This window comes from Bacillus sp. Au-Bac7 (genome assembly GCF_021341655.1).
Taxonomy (GTDB): domain Bacteria; phylum Bacillota; class Bacilli; order Bacillales; family Cytobacillaceae; genus Niallia.
Genome location: NZ_JAJTTG010000029.1, coordinates 1 through 18,600 on the forward strand (window position 1 = coordinate 1; position 18,600 = coordinate 18,600).

Consider the following 18,600-nt stretch of genomic DNA (forward strand, 5'->3'; position numbering starts at 1 on the left):
TTATGTTGGGGTTTTTGGAATGTTTTACGCTAGAGAAAAAACTTCTAAATTATAAATTTATATCCTTTGACTGGTCTGTCGTTCAACTAATCGATGTGGTACAATGACTTGTTTAGCTTCCTGACCGGGATTTTTTATTAGATCCAATAGGCAGTCTGCAGCATGATAACCTAGATTAAAAATATCAATATCTACTGTTGTCAATGGAGGTCTAGTAAATTCACTCAACATTAAATTATTAAAACTAACAATGGAGAGGTCCTTAGGTATGGAGTACCCCATTTTATCAATTGTGCCCATAATGCTAAAGGACAATAAATCATCCTTTACAATAAGAGCTGTTGGCGGTGACTGCAAGGACATCAACCTTGAGATTTCTTTTATTCCTCCATCATTAAGGAGTTCTTCTTTCACAATATATTCTTCTTGATATGGTATGTTAGCATCTTGTAATGCTTTTTTATATCCAAGTATCCGGTCCATCGAAACAACTGAATCTAAACTTCCGCAGACATAGGCAATTCGTTTATGTCCAAGTCGGATAAGGTGGTCTGTCACATCTTTACCTGCTTGAACATTATCGTTATCGACGTGAGTAATTTGGTTGACATTATTATATGGCTTACCGATAACTGAGAATGGAAACTTCTCTTCTTGAAGGAAAGACATAATTTTATCATCAATACTTGAATAGAGAATGATAACACCATCTACTCTGCCACCATGTAACATTCGCTCAACACCTTCCAGGCTCTCCTGTTCACTTTGTCCTGTTGACATATAAATAGCGAAATCTTCTTCATGTGCCTTCGTACTGATTCCTCTTATTACTTCAGGAAAGAAAGGATTCTGAAAGACTTTATCTACTGAACTTGGCATGACAAGGCCGATTGATTGTGTACTACGGTTTGCGAGGCTTCTAGCATTATAATTAGGATGATAGCCTAAAGACTCCATTGCTTCTCTTACTCGGTTCTTCGTTTTTTCACTTATACGTGGATTGTTTGCGATGACTCTTGAAACTGTAGATGGAGCGACTTTTGCAAGCTTAGCTACATCTTTAATAGTTACTGACATAAATTTTCACTCCAAATCTCCTAGTACATACATTGTATAGAATTATTTGTGTTAGGTTTTTATAAGGTTAATCAATTTTAAGGATTTGGCTGCTTAATGGTGATAATTTTGGTATTTTCAGTTCATTTTCTTTTATTATAGCTTATTTACCCAATAGGAAGTTCCAGTAAAATCTTAACGAATAAAAATGTTTTTTCATAGTTACATTTTGTATAGCAATAAATTAGCATAAATAACAAGTAATAAAAAAGAGGTAGCATTATAAAGTTTTTGCGCAAACGGTTGCATAAGTAAATAAGTTATGTTAATCTCGTTATTAGTAAGAGAGGGGTCTTTATAATGAATAAAAATAAATGGTGGAAAGAAGCAGTTGCTTATCAAATTTATCCGCGCAGTTTCATGGACTCAAATGGTGATGGAATTGGTGATATTCAAGGAATCATATCCAAACTGGATTATTTAAAAAATCTAGGGATAGATATTATTTGGGTTTGCCCGATTTACAAGTCGCCAAATGATGATAACGGTTACGATATTAGTGACTATAAAGATATCTTAAGTGAATTTGGGTCTATGACTGATTTCGATCAATTATTAGATGAGGTCCATGCAAGAGGTATGAAACTGATTATGGATCTTGTTATTAATCATACTTCTGATGAACATCCTTGGTTTATTGAAGCTCGTTCTTCAAAAGAAAATAAATACCGAGATTACTATATATGGCATTCAGGTATTGATGGTGAAGAACCGAATAACTGGGAATCTATCTTTGGAGGCTCAGCATGGCAGTATGATGAAATGACAGAGGAATACTATCTTCATGTATTTTCAAAAAAACAGCCTGATTTAAACTGGGAAAATTCAAGTGTCCGCCAAGATTTATATGAAATGATTAATTGGTGGTTAAATAAAGGAATCGATGGTTTCCGTGTCGATGCCATTTCTCATATTAAAAAGGTTGCAGGATTCCCTAACATGCCTAATCCAGAGAATAAACGTTATGTACCGTCGTTTGATGGGCATATGAACCGCCCGGGAATTAATACTTTCCTTGACGAATTAAAACGTGAAACCTTTGATAATTATGATATTGTGACTGTAGGTGAAGCCAACGGGGTATCTGTCGAAGAAGCCGATTTATGGGTAGGTGAAGAAAATGGGAAATTTAATATGGTTTTCCAATTTCAACATTTAGAGCTTTGGAATAAAAGTGTAAATAATGGTTTAGATATTCATGCTTTGAAAAACACCCTTACCAAATGGCAAAAAGGCCTGGAGGATAATGGATGGAATGCCTTGTTTTTTGAAAATCATGATCAGCCGCGTTCTGTTTCCACTTGGGGAAATGATAAGGAGTTTTGGGCTGAATCTGCTAAATGTTTGGCAACGCTGTATTTTTTAATGCAAGGAACACCATTTGTATATCAAGGTCAAGAAATTGGGATGACTAATGTTCAATTTCCAGCTATTGAGGATTACAATGATGTTGCAATTAAGAACTTATATAAATTGGAAAAAGAAAATGGGAAACCTCATGAAGAGATAATGGAGATTATTTGGAAAACGGGTCGAGATAATTCAAGAACACCAATGCAATGGAGCGACGATTTAAATGCAGGGTTTACTACAGGGAAACCATGGATGAAAGTAAATCAGAACTTTAGGAATATAAATGTTGACCTGGCGTTAGAAAATCCAAACTCTATCTATCATTATTATAAAAAACTTATAGACTTACGAAAAGAAAATAAGGTTCTTGTTTATGGCGCTTATGATTTGATATTAGAAGAACACGATCAAATTTATGCATATACACGAACATTAAATAACGAAAAAATGCTTATTATTACAAACCTGTTTCCACAGATTACAAAATTTGTCTTACCTGCAGATCTTACAGTTGAATCAACAGAGTTGTTAATTAGTAATTACGAAGTTGACAATGGTGATGAAATAAAAGAAATCACCTTAAGTCCTTATGAAGCTAGGGTATATCGTTTAAACTAAGATGAATAAAGCATGCACATTTGTGCAAACGTTTGCCTAAAAATAAATAATTGGTAGTAGGAGGATGTCAGAAAATGAAAATACTTTCATTTGATTTTTGGCAGAAATTTGGTAAGGCGTTACTTGTTGTTGTCGCAGTTATGCCGGCAGCAGGTATTATGATTTCGCTTGGGAAATTGGTTAGTATGACTGGTGGGGATTTGACAGTTATCCAAACAATAGCACGAGTTATGGAGGACATTGGCTGGGGAATCATTGGGAATCTTCATGTGCTGTTTGCCGTAGCTATTGGTGGTTCTTGGGCGAAGGAACGTGCGGGTGGTGCTTTTGCAGCATTAATTGCTTTCATTCTAGTGAACCGAATTACTGGTAATATTTTTGGTGTAAATAGTGAGATGCTAGCTGATCCTAAAGCAACTGTTCAATCTTTATTTGGTAGTGAATTAATTGTTAAAGATTATTTTACATCGATTCTTGGCGCACCGGCGTTAAACATGGGGGTTTTTGTAGGTATTATCTCGGGTTTCTTAGGAGCTACTCTATTTAATAAATTTTATAATTATGATAAGTTACCACAATCACTTGCATTCTTTAATGGTAAACGGTTTGTTCCATTTGTAGTAATTGTTGGCTCAGTTGTAACCGCTCTCGTTTTATCAATTGTATGGCCATTTATTCAAGGATTATTAAATGATTTTGGTCGTTGGATTGCAACTTCTCGCGATACAGCACCTGTTATTGCTCCATTTATTTATGGTGCATTAGAACGTATACTATTACCATTTGGTCTACATCATATGTTAACTGTTCCAATGAACTATACGGAACTTGGAGGAACATATCAAATCTTAACAGGTTCTAGTGTTGGACAAACAGTAGCCGGACAAGATCCTCTATGGCTAGCGTGGATTGCTGACTTAAATAATTTTCTTGCAGCTGGTGATGTAGAAAGTTATAAACAGTTATTAAATGAGATAACACCTGCACGTTTTAAAGTAGGACAGATGATACTTTCATGTGCTGCTTTGATAGGTATTGCATTGGCGATGTATCGCAATGTAGATAAGGATAAGCAAAAAAAATATAAATCTATGTTCTTGTCAGCTGGATTGGCTGTATTTTTAACTGGTGTCACTGAACCAATCGAGTTTATGTTCATGTTTGCTGCTCCAATTTTGTATATAGCATATGCAATTATGACTGGTTTAGCTTTTGCAATTGTTGATATTATTGATATACGAGTTCACGCCTTTGGAGTAATTGAACTATTAACTCGTTCACCAATGATTATTAAAGCAGGCTTATGGTTAGATTTAGTTAATTTTGTAATCGCCTGTGCAGTGTTTTTCGGATTAAACTTCTTCGTAGCTTCGTTTTTGATTAAAAAATTCAATTTCCCAACTCCTGGACGTGCTGGCAATTATATCGAGGAGGAAAATGGGGAGTCGAACCAAGAAGGGAAAACTGCCAACACCAATGATAATTCACTTGCAACGACGATTATTGGGTTATTAGGCGGCAGAGATAATATTGAAGATGTTGATGCTTGTATGACCAGATTGCGTGTAACGGTAAAGGATACAAATGCCGTTTCTACAGAACAGCAATGGAAGCAAAATGGCGCGTTAGGCTTAATAGTAAAAGATAAAGGGGTACAAGCAATTTATGGTCCTAAAGCAGATGTCTTAAAATCAGACATTCAAGACCGCTTAGGAATGTAAGATTATGAAACTATTAACTTTAAACTGCCACTCTTGGCTAGAAGAAAATCAGCTGGATAAAATAAAATACCTTGCTAAAACAATTAAAGCAAAATCGTATGACGTCATTGCTCTTCAAGAGGTGAGTCAAACGATTAGCGAAATACTTATAAAAGAAAATATTAAAAAAGATAATTATGGACTTGTTTTACTAGATGAACTTTATAAGCTTGGAGTAACAGATTATCAATTAGTTTGGGATTTTTCTCATATCGGATTTGATATATATGAGGAAGGACTAGCTATTCTTACAAAACATCCCATTATAGAAAAATACTCATTTTTTGTGACAAATAGCAGGGATACAAATTACTGGAAAACAAGAAAGATTGTTGGTGCAAAAATATCCTACGACAATCAACCTATCTCTTTTTATTCCTGTCATCTAGGCTGGTGGCATGATGAGGAAGAGCCATTTAAAAATCAAGTTGATTCTCTTTTGAATTGTATTCCAAAGGAAGATAGGTTCTACTTAATGGGGGATTTTAATAATAATGCATCTATTAAAGATGGAGGCTATGATTATTTAATAAGCCAAGGTCTTTATGATACGTACTACCTTGCTGAAGAAAAAGATAATGGCATAACTGTTCAAGGTAATATAGATGGATGGGACAAAAATAAACAAGATCTTCGAATCGATTTAATACTAACAGGACAACTAGAGCCGATCAATTATTCAGGTGTTATTTTTAATGGGAAAACTAAAAGGATTATTTCGGATCATTTTGGAGTCGAAATAGAAGTGGATAACCATAAACAAAGCGGCTGATTGAAAGTCATTGGTTTAATAGAAACAACTGTAAAGTTATACTGTTTTAAAGTGTGAGCGATATAGCTTCTCCGTTGTTTCCCTTTGCGAGTATGGCTGCCTTGAATGCCTAATTTCTCTAATGTTTTGTGGTATTGCTTAGATGTGAAACCTTATTTAAAGAAGTTGTTTAAATCGTATTGTATCAAAAATGGGGCTTTTAATTGAATAAGAATACATTGAAGAATCGCTTTCCTTTTCTTAGGGAAAGCGATTTTTAATTTTCCTTACTAATACAGAACCGTAACTATTATGGTCATTTTGATTTATAGGAGGCAGTATTCCTGTAATAATGAAGTGAGCCGTATAATAAACTTGGCAGTATATTTCTGAAATACATTATTCACAGAAAAACCGTAACTTCCATAATCCCCCTTATAACAGGGACATTTTTTAATTGGTAAAATAACAAAATTAAAATAATCAAAAATTATTTATATTTTTATTGACTGAACGGTCTGGAAAGTGATATGATGAATTCATCAAGAAGGAAAGCTTGCTGAAACGGTAAGAAATAGCTTGAAATACAGCAACTTATTTTTTTGATCTATTTAGACTGAAGAGTCAAAAAAGAAAATGGAGGAAAAACAATGACAAATCAAACATTAACACAAGAAGCAATCCGAGAAAGAGCACAGGAGGCATTCCGAAATCATCTGAAGCATTTATCGGGAGGCAACATTAAGGCGTGGGTAGAGCTATGGGAAGAGAACGGTGTTCTTGAATTTCCATATGGTCCATCAGGGTTTCCAGAAAAGAAAGAAGGAAAAGAAGAGCTTTATGAGTATATGCAAAACTTCCCGCAGCACTTCGAAGTGAAGTTCACAGAACTGGAGTTTCATTTGACGGTAGATCCAGAGTTGGTCATCGCAGAATTTAAGTCCGTCGGCAAGCATAGAGAAACAGGCAACCCGTATAATCAAACGTATATAAGTGTGGTAGAAACAAAAGATGGAAAGATTACTCGATACCGTGATTTCTGGAATCCGTTAGTTGCGATAGAGTCCGTCGGCAGTGTCGATGAAGCAGTACAATTCTCAGAGTAAAGCAAAAAAAAGATATTTTTTTACTAAAAATAGACTAAATGGTCAAAAATAATAAGGAGGAAAAAACAATGACAAATCAAACATTAACACAAGAAGCAATCCGAGAAAGAGCACAGGAGGCATTCCGAAATCATCTGAATCATTTATCGGGAGGCAACATTAAGGCGTGGGTAGAGCTATGGGAAGAGAACGGTGTTCTTGAATTTCCATATGGTCCATCAGGGTTTCCAGAAAAGAAAGAAGGAAAAGAAGAGCTTTATGAGTATATGCAAAACTTCCCGCAGCACTTCGAAGTGAAGTTCACAGAACTGGAGTTTCATTTGACGGTAGATCCAGAGTTGGTCATCGCAGAATTTAAGTCCGTCGGCAAGCATCGAGAAACAGGCAACCCGTATAATCAAACGTATATAAGTGTGGTGGAAACAAAAGATGGAAAGATTACTCGATACCGTGATTTCTGGAATCCGCTGGTTGCGATAGAGTCCGTCGGCAGTGTCGATGAAGCAGTACAATTCTCAGAGTAAGGTTTGACTCGAATTTAGAACATGTAACAATTCTATTTAAATGAAATAGGCTTAAACTAATTTCTATTCTTGACTGAATGTTCTAGTAAAGGTAGTATTTTGAGAAGGAAGGAGGCGAATCAATTTGGCTCGAAGTAAGGAATTTGACACTAACCTAGTTCTGCATAAAGCTATGGAAGTGTTTGGTCATTACGGATACGAGGGAACATCTCTACAACTTCTACTAGAAGGCTTGGGTATAGCCCGTCAAAGTTTATATGATACTTATGGTACGAAGCGAGATCTTTTTATCAAGGCTGTAAGTCATTATGTAAATGAAAAATCGACTAATGTCGTTGATTATTTAGAACAGACTAACCCTGTTAAAAAAGCTATTTCAGATATTTTCTCCGTTATTGTTGAAACTTTAAATGATGAACAGCGCCGCAGGGAATGTTTTATTTTAAATAGTGCAATAGATCAAATACCGCATGATCCTGAAATTGCTGAGTTATTTAAACAAGATAAAATTCGCTTAGAAAATGCGCTCTATGAAGCTTTACTTCGCGGACAGGAACAGGGTGAGTTTAGTCCACAACAGGACTTACGGGCACTTGCGCAGTATTTATACCACGCTCGATATGCTTTAACACAAGCAGCAAAATTCACCGAGGATTCAAACGTTATTGAACAAATAACAACAGTTACTTTATCAGTACTTGATAATAAATGAAGCGTTAGAGCGCTTCATTTATTATTGAAAATATTAGACTGAACAGTCAAACAATCTTAAATTGTTAGGTTTAGTCTTAATAAAAGGAGAGTTAGAAAATGAATTCAGATAAAACCAAAGGAATAGCTCTATTTATACTGGCCATATCTCAGCTAGTTATGGCACTCGATTATACCATTATTTTTGTGGCAATGCCTTCGCTTGGAAATGAACTTGGTTTTACAACAAATCATTTACAGTGGGTTGTAAGTGCCTATTCCTTAACGTTTGGTGGGTTATTGCTTATTGGAGGTCGTTTATCCGATCTTTTAGGTAGAAGACGTATGTTTATTATTGCTATGAGCCTATTTGGACTAGGTTCACTCCTTGGTGGCTTAGCAGAATCTCAACTAATGTTAATTACAGCAAGGGGATTGCAGGGGCTAGGTGCAGCCTTCCTATCACCAGCAACGTTATCACTTATCATGTCTAATTTTAAGGAAGGAAAAGAAAGAAATCGGGCATTGGGGATTTGGGCTTCTATGGGTGGTGTTGGAATGTCCCTAGGCCTTCTGCTTGGAGGTCTACTTACTAGTTATGTTGGTTGGGAAGCAACATTTTTCGTAAATGTACCGATTGCCATTTTGGTAATTATTCTTGCACCAATAGTACTTAAAGAAAGTAAGAATTTATCAGCAGCGAAGGGTTTTGATATCGCGGGTACGATATCGGTTACACTCGGTTTATTGCTTTCCGTGTATTATCTCATTCAAGCTCCAGCAGAAGGTTGGTTTAGTAAATCGACACTTCCGTTTGTTGTGATCGGAGTAGTTCTTTTGATTTCATTTGTGGTAATTGAAAAAAGAACAAAAGAACCCTTAATTTCTTTTCAAATGTTTCATAATCGGAACCTAACTGGAGCCGCACTAACTGCATTCTTATTTTCAGCTTCTTTTGGCTCCCTTTATTACTTTTTAACCCTTTATACACAGGGAGTATTGGAATATTCAGCGATAGAATCTGGTCTTAGTTTCCTGCCACTAACACTTAGTGCCTTTGTAGGTGCAAAGTTAATAAATAAGATGCTTAGCTCTTTTGGAGTGGCAGGAACAATTGGAATAGGAATGGGACTTGGAATCATCGGTTTCCTTTTATTAAGTAGACTTTCGGTAACGGGCTCCTTCATAGAGATAATCCCTGGTACAGTTATTATCGGTATCGGTCAGGCACTTGTTTTTACAACGATGTTTATAGCGGGTAGCACAGGTGTCAGTAAAAAAGAGCAGGGTGTAGCTTCTGCCCTTATCTCTACAGGTCAACAGATAGGAGGAGCCATTGGTTTAGCTGTTATTATGGCGATTATATCAGCAAGTCTCGGATCGAATTCTTCCTCAATGGAAATGATGTTACCATCAGATCTAAATAGTGCCGTCCATATCGCATTTCTAATCTCGGCAGCCATTACTTTGCTTGGTATTTTAGTGGCGTTTGTTACCCTTAAACAGCCTAGTCAAATAAATAAAGAAGAGGAAAATACCAACATTACAATAACTCATTAAATAAATATATCCAGCTGCAGACTTGCAGCTGTTTTTTTAGTCTATGGCATTCCTGTAGAAAAGAGCATTGTTAATTTATCAATCAGGGCTGTATAGAAAAAAGGTCAAATAAAAAGAGAGATTTTTTCACTGGTACATATGCTTATAACTTTATGAAGGGTAAGGAACAATACTATGTACAGTTAGTAAATTATGCCGCAAAGTTTCGAAGTTAATTCAGTGTGAGAGTAAAGAAGTTTGCAGAAATTAGCATGATAAATCGTGATTTTAATAGGGTAGTATGTCCTGGAATAATTGAATAAATTTAAAAAAATTACATAATTACGGAGATTTATTTAGGTACTTTTAGTTTCATTCTTATATTATTTTATTTAATAATGTTTCCATCCGTATAATTTATAGTGCGTTTTGCCCCTTCAAACAAATTAGGCTTATATTTATAATTGTCTCTGGAGATGGAAGAAAGTCCTATCATATAAGATTCTTTTTAAATAAGGCAATAAAATGCAAAGTAAATCGAGTGAAGAAATTAATAACAATTTCATTTCACATTTGGGGTAGGTTTTTATCCTATAGCAATCCATATGGTTATCAACATCTTAAGAAGGTAGGAATAAACTTGGGAAGAATGGAAAGAAGGCAGAACCGAAGCACTACTCCACGTATTTGGAGAAATTGGAGTTCTAAAGGTTTTAAGATTAGGCTTTTAGTAATCTTTTTAGCGATAGTCATATTATCCGTTATTATACTAAATATTTTTATATGGACAAGAGATGTTAGTAAACTAGAAGATCCTGCTCCTCAGTCAACGATTATTTATGACCAAAGTGGAGCTGTGGCCAGTAAAATATCGGTTTCAAATATTGAAGGTGTAGGTATTAAACAAATTCCTGAGGATATGATTCATGCTGTTATTGCAACAGAAGACCAGCGCTTTTACAAGCATAATGGAATTAATTATATAGCCATTATTAAGGCATTTGCTAGTAATATCATTAGCGGTGAAGTCGTGGCAGGTGGAAGCACTGTAACACAACAGTTAGCCAAAAATGCCTTTTTAACTCAAGAACGTACATATACTCGAAAAATTAAAGAACTTATCATTACTAAAAAAATTGAACGAACCTATTCTAAGGACGAAATTATGGAAAAATATTTAAACCAAATTTATTTTGGCGAAGGTGCGTGGGGAATCCAGCGTGCAGCACAAACTTACTTTGGGAAGGATGTTAGTGAATTAACATTAGCTGAATCAGCTATGATCGCAGGGTTAATCAAAGCTCCATCCATATTATCTCCTTTTAAAAATATGGAGAAATCAATTGAAAGAAGAGATGTTGTTTTATCATTAATGGAAAAGGAAGGCTATATCACTAAAAGTGATGTTAAAAAAGCAAAGGAACAATCAATAGTATTAGAGGGGAAAAAGATGGATGACTATAAAGGAAAGTATCCTTCTTACGTAGATCATATTATTGAGGAAGCAACTCAAAAATACGGATTAACCGAAAATGAAATTCTTTCAGGTGGACTTCATATTTATACAAAACTAAATCCTACCTTACAAAAAGCTGCCGAGGAAGTGTATAAAGAGGACGCGTTATTTCCTGAAAGCCAAGCAGATCAATTAATTCAGAGCGGAGCCGTTTTCATCAATCCTTCAACCGGCGGGATTAACGCAATTGTAGGTGAAAGAGGAGAACATACATTTCGGGGATTTAACCATGCTACTCAACTAAAGAGACAGCCTGGTTCTACAATGAAACCATTGTCTGTATATACACCAGCCATAGAACAAGGCTATGATATTTATGATATGTTACAGGATAATCCGATTAATATTGATGGATATCAACCTAAAAACTACGATAATCAATACAGAGGTCAAGTAACGATGTATGATGCGGTAGTACATTCCTATAATGTACCACCTGTATGGTTATTGCAGAAAATCGGATTGGAACATGGGGCAAATGCTGTAAAAAGATTTGGAATTGAATTGGAGGAAGCTGATTATACGCCAGGTTTAGCTCTTGGCGGCATGAGTAAAGGAACTTCTCCTCTATCAATGGCCCAAGCATATTCCGCTTTCCCTAATAATGGAACAATGGTAGATTCACACTCCATTAAAGTAATAGAAGATGCAAATGGAAATACCCTTGCAAAGTGGAAAGAAAATGCAATCCGAGTAACTGAACCAATAATCGCTCAAAAAATGACCTATATGCTTAAAGGAGTCGTAGAAAAAGGAACAGGGATTAAGGCTCAAGTGGAAGGATTGGAGATTGCAGGTAAAACAGGAACTACACAACTCCCATTTGCTAATAATGATGGGGCAAAGGATCACTGGTTTGTGGGCTATACGCCAGAAATCGTAGGAGCGATTTGGTTAGGATACGATAAAACAGACGCTCAACACTTTCTATCAAGTACAAGTGGTTCAAGTGTTACAACAATTTTTAAAGAAATAATATCTCGCTCTAAATCAGAATTCACTAAAAAAGACTTTGCTCTCTCATTAATTGGAAAACAGTTAAGTGAGCAAAAAAAGAGAGAAGAAGAACAAAAGAAGAAGGAAGAGCAAAAGAAGGTAGAAGAACAGAAATTAGAAGAAGAGAAAAAGATAGAAGATAAAAAGAAAGAAAAGGAAAAAGTAAACAAAGAAGTAAAAAAAGAAGAGAAGGCACAGGAGAAAGAAAAGAAGAAAAAAGAGAAAGAGAAAGAGAAAGAGAAAGAGAAAGAGTAAATAGCTTCAATTTAAAAACTTTCAAAAAATAACCACTCATACAGAGTGGTTATTTTTTATTTAAATTTTGCTTGCTTGTGTAATTGGTGTATATTTCCTATACAAAAATGTACTTAAAACACCCACTACAGCGAGCAATGCTAAGCCCCAGTAAATATTAGAATACGCGACTGCTAAGGACAGTTGGTGCTGTTTTTCTAAAGCAATTGCCACTATAGCTACTCCGAATGCACCACTAAAAAACTGAAGCAGTTGAAATAAACCCATCCCTGAACCTATAAACTTCCTATCAAGCACACGAGAAATTTCATTAGATAAACAGCTAGAAAGTGCTGTAAATGCCAGACTAAGAATCATATAGGTAATCATTGCTCCTATCCAATTGTGTCCAATTAAAATGGCGAAGAGGATTATAGAAGAAAGCAATACAATAGGGCCATACTTTAAAAAATAACCATTTCCAAAGCGGTCAATCACTCGGCCAACCATACGTGATGAAATAATAGCGAGTAAGGAACCGGGAAATATAATTAATCCTGCATGCCCTGCTGAAAAGTGAAAATTTTGAGTCAATATTTGCGGCAACAAAAATAATGTAGCGAAATTACATATATAACCAGTGATGCCTAGCAAAACGAGAATTAAATAAGGCCGGTTTGAAAACAAAGACGGAAGTACAAATGGATCCTTCGTTTTACGAATACGGATTACAAAGAGAACTAACGCGATTAGTCCAGCAATAAGAATAATCCAATTCTGGTTCGTTGTGAACAGAAGCAAAAAGGTCGTACCCAAAGCAAGTAATACCCCACCGAGAAAATCAAATGTCCCTTTGCTTGGTAATTCTTTAGGCAGTGCAAAAGCCATTAAGGGAATTAGTAAAAGAACAAATGAAGTAAGGATAAATAACCAATGCCAACCCAAATTGTCAACAATTAGTCCTCCAACAACAGGCCCCGTACCTAATCCTAGTGAAACAGCAGACATATTGATTGCCATAGCTGCACCACGACGTTCGATAGGGATATAACGTGTATAAAGCACCATAGAAAGTGAAATAATACCGCCTGCACCTGAAGCCTGCACATCCTACATAGAAGCAATGTAAGGAAACTATTACTAAAAAATCCAACTATACTGGCGATTCCTAAAGCCAATACGCCAATAATCAACAGCCTTTTAAGTGGTACAAAATCAGATAAACGACTAAATGTTATCGAAGAAATAGCAAACATAATAGAATATCCCGACACAATCCATGAAGCTGTGGACGAGGAAATGTTAAAATCTAATATTACATCAGGTAAGGCTAAATTAAACATGGATGTATTCATAAGAGCCAATACAATAGCTATGCAAATTGTAATGATTGTAAATCCTTCCCGTGCTAAAAGTGGCTGCTCTGAATTAACCATTGACGGATTTTTGACTAAATTCATGCCATCTCTCCTTTATTTTTTCGTATTATGTATTAAGTTTTATAATTCGTAAACAAGCGAACAATTGAAGTATAGCATGAGGTATTGTAAAATACAATTTGTATTTAGACAAAAAAGTTAATATATAAATTATTAATAATTTGCCGTGGTAAATATATATGGAGGGAAAAATAATGAAATCTCTACATCATCCGGATCGCAAAGACTTCATGTTACCAGCTGTTCTACATGCGCTAAGTGATCCAATTCGTCTAAAAATGGTGGCACAAATGCATAACAGTGGAGAACAAGCCTGTAAGAATTTTGATGTTCCGATTGCTAATTCTACAAGGTCTCAGCATATACGTACATTGCGTGAAGCCGGAATTACTTTTACTCGTTTTGAAGGGACTAAACGTTTGTTGTCACTTCGAACAGAAGACTTGAATGCACGCTTTCCTGGTTTGTTAGATTCAATATTAAATATTTATGACAAAGAAGAGATTTAGAAGGTAAATTAGGTTAATGAATAAACAAAAATAACCACTCTTTATAAGTGGTTATTTTTCTTATCAACTGTGATAATAAGCATTTACGTAAATCACTAAAGTATCTTTTTTTACTTAACAAGTAAAAAAGAAAGGGAACTTTGATAATTGCTTTTTTGTAGGAGAATATTTATATATAGTGGTATAATAAAAAGAGGACAAACCTTACAGATTAATTGATAGGGGCAATATTTAGTACTTCCATTTTATAGTCACGCAACTATTATGAGTGTGTGATACACAAGATTTGTTGGGAAAAATTGACGTGGCATAGTACCAAGCTCCTTTAGGTTAGTATGATAAGTGTACTAGCCCTTATATTTTCTGTCCAACTTAGTGTAGCCGATTCAGTATATTAAATGTAAACCATAAGAATTGGGGAGGTTAAATGATTGTTTCACAAGAAAATAAGGTTCTTGCAAGAACAGCACTTAAAGCATTTGAAGGAAAGTCCAATGTTTTTAAATATTGGGATGAAAACAATATAAGTTCAGTCGATATTCTTTCTTGTGAAGATAAAAATTTTGAAGGTATTTTATCTTACTCTACTGTTGGCTTATCCGATTTTTCTATTGGATATGAGGATAATAGGGTACCGTTAAGGTGTGAATTCGTGGGGGCAAGTGAATTTGATTGTTTTGCCAATATTATAGCAACCTGTGCGTTTAATATAATCAATTCTAAATTTGATTGCTCATTTGGAACTATCTATAAAGACATAGTGAAAATGTATTTGCCTGAAAGCCCAATGAAACATATTTTATTTCTATCGCCTTTTCTTTGGGAAGATAAATTGAAAACAATTAATTTTGAGAAAAAACAAGTGGCTTGGTTAATGGCTATTCCGATTTCGGAAGATGAAAAGATTTATGCGGATAAAAACGGAATAAAGGCTTTGGAAGCACTATTTTATGAGAACCAAATTAATGTTTTTAATTTAGAAAGGGATTCAGTCATTTAAAAATCCTAAAGGGGGCTTTATTCAACAAAGATTAATGCCCTTCTGTTAAATTTCTTATGGCACTAAAGGGGGCAAGTTAGTTTAAGTGTATTTATTCACAGACTAGAAGTATTACGAAACTTTTTAAGGATGGGACAATCGCCGTATCCACAATGGACAAGGAATCAATCATATCTTTATATTAGGTGATAAACCTCCTACTCATTAAAAACCTCCTTAAAGGTGTACTTCCCTGGGTAGTAGCGAATTTGGGACTGTTCCAATTGAAGATATTTTAGGAAAAACCTCTTTTATATACTAATTAAAATCCATCAAGAGTAAAAATCTGTTGTTAGTAATATTTTTTAATGTAATATGAATTTAATCTCAATAATCAAGTATTTAGAATAAAAATTTTAACAGAAAAAGAGGCTTTCCTTTGAAAAGCCTCTTTCTATTATTTATATTTTATAGTAACCTCTGTAAAATTATCGGGATGCATATAGTCAAACACATATTTTATAATTAATTCGTTAGAATCTTTAGACATGATCTGATAGGAACCATTATAAAATGGTTTATAACCATTATTAGTTTGAATATTAACCAGGTGTTTCATGTACAAACCTGTTTTTGACATCTGATAAATCTCAGTATACCCGGTTTCACGGGCAATAAATTTTTGTTTATAATCAGGTGAATAAAAAGAGGTATATTCAGCATCGTTTAATATTAAGTTGATAAGGAAAGTAATGCCTAAAAATAATATGCTGAATATAATTACTATCACTCTAATAAATTTCATTCTTATTTTCATAAAAATTATATAGGTAAAAGAAAGTACAGTTGTAAATATAGTAACTATTTTTATAAAACTATTGGTTAATCTAAACGATGAAATGTTTATTTGTATGTATATATTTTTATGATTCAAAATAAATATTAGCAGCAACAAGAAAATACTTAATAATAGAGTAATAATTGATATTTTAAATAACCTTTTACTTGGAAAATTCATCTGAAAATACACCTCCTAGAGAAAATCTCATTAGAATGCTTATTACTTAATTTCTAATTAAATATATAACACCTCATTAACAATCTTTTTATATACTCTCCATTTATAATAACTGTTTTTAATTTCTCTAAGCAACTATGAAGATAATCTATGTATTTAAGTAACTAAAATGCTAGATTGTTTTGGAGTCATTTTTATCTAATTAAACATAATGTAGTAATTTAACACTTCAAATTATTTATAAGATTGCATATTAAAAGATACAAGGTAAAAGAAATGATAGAAAAAAACACAACTTCTATAATTATTTCTACTGCATATTAGGAAGATTTATGGGAGACTAATCCTAAATTAAGTATATAAACATAATTTCGTTAAGTAAATAATGTATGATTCCTGAAAAAATTAGAAAGAGTATGGAATAAGATTTAACATAAACCCTTTATTATAAAGGGGCTTTTTTTTGCTCGTCTAAAAACTATATATATGTCACAAACAGAGCAGCATTCATGTAATAAATGAACAAATCATGTTTATGGTAGAAACATGGCAGTTGTGCGGCCGAGCCTAGGTCGTATCATATAGCGGGTGGGATTCCCGCCGAGTAAGAACTAGCCATTCGCTCGTAGCGAGTCTTGGAGGACTGAGGGTAACTTTAGTCTTTAAGCGTAGACAGTTAGATAGCGGGCCGAAAGCCATATGGTTGAAGGGATTGAGCTCCATAAACGTTTCTATACTGAGAGGGCTAATGCCTTAACTGCGTGCAGAAAGCAACATTTTATCCTTTGTTAAAGGCAAGAAGGATAAAACCTCTCTGGAGTCAGAGACCTTGGCACGTTATACATCGATATGATACGGCAACTCGGGAGACCCTATCGGTCTCTTCTTGTCTAGAAGAGTATGGTGTACAAGTGATAATAAGCAAGGAATCCAAATGCCGTTTAGGGAGTCGGATAGCAGAATTAGCAAAGTATGATAGTAAAATGAAATTTACATCTCTTGCGCATCTATTAAATGAACAGTCACTTACTCAATGTCATTACCAGTTGCCGAACAAGAAGGCATCGGGTGTTAAGGGTACAACTAAAGAACAATACGCTGAAAGTCTGAAGGAAAACATCAAGGACTTGGTAAGTAGACTTAAAAGCAAAAGTTATCGCCCAGTTCCGGTAAGACGAATGTATATCCCGAAGCTCAACTCAGACAAGAAAAGACCACTGGGAATACCAGAACATGAGGATAAAATTGTACAAAAAGGTATTGCCAAAGTGCTAAATGCAATATATGAAAATGACTTTCTAAATTGTTCATTTGGGTTTCGACCAAATAGAAACTGTCATGATGCGTTGAAAATACTAAACTTTTATATTGAGAAGAGAGCAGTTAGTTATGTAGTAGATGTAGATATCAAAGGTTTCTTTGATAATGTTGACCACAAATGGATGATGGAGTTCTTAAATCATAGGATAGCTGACCCAAACCTCCTGAATATAATCAACAGATTTCTCAAAGGTGGTTATATGGAAGAAGGTAGGAAATACAAAACAGACACTGGTACACCGCAAGGTGGAGTGATATCTCCTATCTTAGCTAATATATATCTCCATTATGTTCTTGACTTATGGTTTGAGAAATTGGTTAGAAAGCGTTGTGAAGGACAAGCATACTTAGTAAGATACGCAGATGATTTTGTATGTTGTTTTCAACATAGAAGGGAAGCTGAACAGTTCTATAAGTCTTTAAAGTCCAGATTGAAGAAATTTAACTTGGAGATAGCGGAAGATAAAACGAAGGTTATTCCCTTCGGGAGGTTTGCAGAACATAATGCCAAACGAATAGGGAAAGGCAAACCTGAAACCTTTGATTTTCTTGGATTCACTCATTATTGCGGAACAAGTAAACAAGGAAAGTTTCGTGTTAAAAGGAAAACAAGTAGAAAGAAAGTCCAAGGAAAACTTAAAGAGTCTAAAGAGTGGTTAAAGCAGAACAGAAATAAGAACATTCACTTGATCATGGATAGATTCAAACGGTCATTAATGGGATACTACAACTATTACTGCATTACAGATAATATTCAAACTGTTAACGACTTCAGAGAGAAAATAGAAAGTTTACTATTTAAATGGCTAAATAGAAGGAGCCAAAGGAAATCCTTTACATGGGACAAATTTAGGCTCTTCCTTTATAAGTTTCCGCTTCCAACACCAAGGATTAAAGTTAACATATATGAATTGAGAAACGAGATTAGCTATATTCTGTAAATGATAATTTGGAGGAGCCGTGTGCGTTAATAGCGCAAGCACGGTTCTGTGAGGGGAGAGGAGTACAATTTACCGTAAGGTAGAAAGGCTCCCTTCTACTCGACTACTTTAAGTGCATATATTCACAAAGTATCTAAAACCAAAAAGAAAGTACTAATGGTTAACTTTTGGGGAGTTTAGTGGAAGAAGGT

15 protein-coding genes are annotated in these 18,600 nt (G+C 34.7%); 11 read left to right on the forward strand and 4 right to left on the reverse strand.

Annotation, left to right across the window (positions count from 1 at the left end; translation table 11 throughout):
• Positions 1-57: 57 nt before the first annotated feature.
• On the reverse strand, positions 58-1,077 hold the full coding sequence (locus tag LXM54_RS27120) for a LacI family DNA-binding transcriptional regulator (protein ID WP_233319404.1): 1,020 nt from the start codon (positions 1,075-1,077) through the stop codon (positions 58-60).
• Positions 1,078-1,416: 339 nt separating this feature from the next.
• Here LXM54_RS27120 and LXM54_RS27125 point away from each other — a divergent pair, with 339 nt between their 5' ends.
• The 8 genes from LXM54_RS27125 to LXM54_RS27160 all read left to right on the forward strand — a co-directional run bounded on the left by LXM54_RS27125 (position 1,417) and on the right by LXM54_RS27160 (position 12,224).
• Entirely contained in the window at positions 1,417-3,087 is a 1,671-nt protein-coding gene (locus LXM54_RS27125) for a glycoside hydrolase family 13 protein (RefSeq protein WP_233319406.1), read from the forward strand.
• Positions 3,088-3,161: 74 nt separating this feature from the next.
• The gene (locus LXM54_RS27130; RefSeq protein ID WP_233319407.1) at positions 3,162-4,808 is read left to right on the forward strand and encodes a PTS transporter subunit IIBC; all 1,647 of its coding nucleotides are present in this window, start codon (positions 3,162-3,164) and stop codon (positions 4,806-4,808) included.
• A gap of 4 nt (positions 4,809-4,812) precedes the next feature.
• A complete protein-coding gene (locus LXM54_RS27135) occupies positions 4,813-5,619 on the forward strand; it encodes an endonuclease/exonuclease/phosphatase family protein (protein ID WP_233319409.1) in 807 nt (268 codons plus the stop codon).
• 629 nt (positions 5,620-6,248) lie between these two features.
• Positions 6,249-6,704 carry a nuclear transport factor 2 family protein gene (locus tag LXM54_RS27140; protein ID WP_233319411.1) on the forward strand — a complete coding sequence of 152 codons (456 nt, stop codon included), beginning with the start codon at positions 6,249-6,251 and terminating at the stop codon, positions 6,702-6,704.
• Positions 6,705-6,772: 68 nt separating this feature from the next.
• The gene (locus LXM54_RS27145) at positions 6,773-7,228 is read left to right on the forward strand and encodes a nuclear transport factor 2 family protein (RefSeq protein ID WP_233319414.1); all 456 of its coding nucleotides are present in this window, start codon (positions 6,773-6,775) and stop codon (positions 7,226-7,228) included.
• Positions 7,229-7,352: 124 nt separating this feature from the next.
• Positions 7,353-7,940: a TetR/AcrR family transcriptional regulator gene (locus LXM54_RS27150; protein ID WP_233319416.1), complete on the forward strand. Its 588-nt coding sequence runs from the start codon at positions 7,353-7,355 to the stop codon at positions 7,938-7,940.
• A 98-nt stretch (positions 7,941-8,038) separates the two neighbouring features.
• A complete protein-coding gene (locus LXM54_RS27155) occupies positions 8,039-9,478 on the forward strand; it encodes an MFS transporter (RefSeq protein ID WP_233319417.1) in 1,440 nt (479 codons plus the stop codon).
• 628 nt (positions 9,479-10,106) lie between these two features.
• A complete protein-coding gene (locus LXM54_RS27160) occupies positions 10,107-12,224 on the forward strand; it encodes a transglycosylase domain-containing protein (protein ID WP_233319426.1) in 2,118 nt (705 codons plus the stop codon).
• A 60-nt stretch (positions 12,225-12,284) separates the two neighbouring features.
• Here LXM54_RS27160 and LXM54_RS27165 read toward each other — a convergent pair whose 3' ends face one another.
• Both LXM54_RS27165 and LXM54_RS28645 read right to left on the reverse strand, forming a co-directional pair.
• On the reverse strand, positions 12,285-13,310 hold the full coding sequence (locus tag LXM54_RS27165; RefSeq protein WP_325169602.1) for an MFS transporter: 1,026 nt from the start codon (positions 13,308-13,310) through the stop codon (positions 12,285-12,287).
• Entirely contained in the window at positions 13,193-13,663 is a 471-nt protein-coding gene (locus tag LXM54_RS28645; RefSeq protein ID WP_442780549.1) for an MFS transporter, read from the reverse strand. Before LXM54_RS28645 ends, LXM54_RS27165 begins: the two co-directional genes overlap by 118 nt.
• 173 nt (positions 13,664-13,836) lie before the next feature.
• Here LXM54_RS28645 and LXM54_RS27170 point away from each other — a divergent pair, with 173 nt between their 5' ends.
• Together LXM54_RS27170 and LXM54_RS27175 are read left to right on the forward strand one after the other, a co-directional pair.
• Positions 13,837-14,151: an ArsR/SmtB family transcription factor gene (locus LXM54_RS27170; RefSeq protein ID WP_233319418.1), complete on the forward strand. Its 315-nt coding sequence runs from the start codon at positions 13,837-13,839 to the stop codon at positions 14,149-14,151.
• Between the two features lie 427 nt (positions 14,152-14,578).
• Positions 14,579-15,151, forward strand: coding sequence for a suppressor of fused domain protein (locus LXM54_RS27175; protein WP_233319420.1), 573 nt, complete (start codon positions 14,579-14,581; stop codon positions 15,149-15,151).
• Positions 15,152-15,587: 436 nt separating this feature from the next.
• Here LXM54_RS27175 and LXM54_RS27180 read toward each other — a convergent pair whose 3' ends face one another.
• Complete coding sequence (locus tag LXM54_RS27180) at positions 15,588-16,148, reverse strand: hypothetical protein (RefSeq protein ID WP_233319421.1); 561 nt, start codon at positions 16,146-16,148, stop codon at positions 15,588-15,590.
• A gap of 983 nt (positions 16,149-17,131) precedes the next feature.
• Between LXM54_RS27180 and ltrA the strand changes: the two genes are divergently transcribed.
• On the forward strand, positions 17,132-18,409 hold the full coding sequence (gene ltrA / locus LXM54_RS27185; protein ID WP_233319424.1) for a group II intron reverse transcriptase/maturase: 1,278 nt from the start codon (positions 17,132-17,134) through the stop codon (positions 18,407-18,409).
• Positions 18,410-18,600: the final 191 nt, after the last annotated feature.

Coding starts and splice junctions, on each gene's coding strand:
- LXM54_RS27125 (WP_233319406.1), top strand. CDS start 1,417: ATGAATAAAAATAAATGGTGGAAAGAAGCAGTTGCTTATCAAATTTAT.
- LXM54_RS27120 (WP_233319404.1), bottom strand. CDS start 1,077: ATGTCAGTAACTATTAAAGATGTAGCTAAGCTTGCAAAAGTCGCTCCA.
- LXM54_RS27160 (WP_233319426.1), top strand. CDS start 10,107: ATGGAAAGAAGGCAGAACCGAAGCACTACTCCACGTATTTGGAGAAAT.
- LXM54_RS27155 (WP_233319417.1), top strand. CDS start 8,039: ATGAATTCAGATAAAACCAAAGGAATAGCTCTATTTATACTGGCCATA.
- LXM54_RS28645 (WP_442780549.1), bottom strand. CDS start 13,663: ATGAATTTAGTCAAAAATCCGTCAATGGTTAATTCAGAGCAGCCACTT.
- LXM54_RS27145 (WP_233319414.1), top strand. CDS start 6,773: ATGACAAATCAAACATTAACACAAGAAGCAATCCGAGAAAGAGCACAG.
- ltrA (WP_233319424.1), top strand. CDS start 17,132: ATGAAATTTACATCTCTTGCGCATCTATTAAATGAACAGTCACTTACT.
- LXM54_RS27175 (WP_233319420.1), top strand. CDS start 14,579: ATGATTGTTTCACAAGAAAATAAGGTTCTTGCAAGAACAGCACTTAAA.
- LXM54_RS27170 (WP_233319418.1), top strand. CDS start 13,837: ATGAAATCTCTACATCATCCGGATCGCAAAGACTTCATGTTACCAGCT.
- LXM54_RS27135 (WP_233319409.1), top strand. CDS start 4,813: ATGAAACTATTAACTTTAAACTGCCACTCTTGGCTAGAAGAAAATCAG.
- LXM54_RS27180 (WP_233319421.1), bottom strand. CDS start 16,148: ATGAATTTTCCAAGTAAAAGGTTATTTAAAATATCAATTATTACTCTA.
- LXM54_RS27140 (WP_233319411.1), top strand. CDS start 6,249: ATGACAAATCAAACATTAACACAAGAAGCAATCCGAGAAAGAGCACAG.
- LXM54_RS27130 (WP_233319407.1), top strand. CDS start 3,162: ATGAAAATACTTTCATTTGATTTTTGGCAGAAATTTGGTAAGGCGTTA.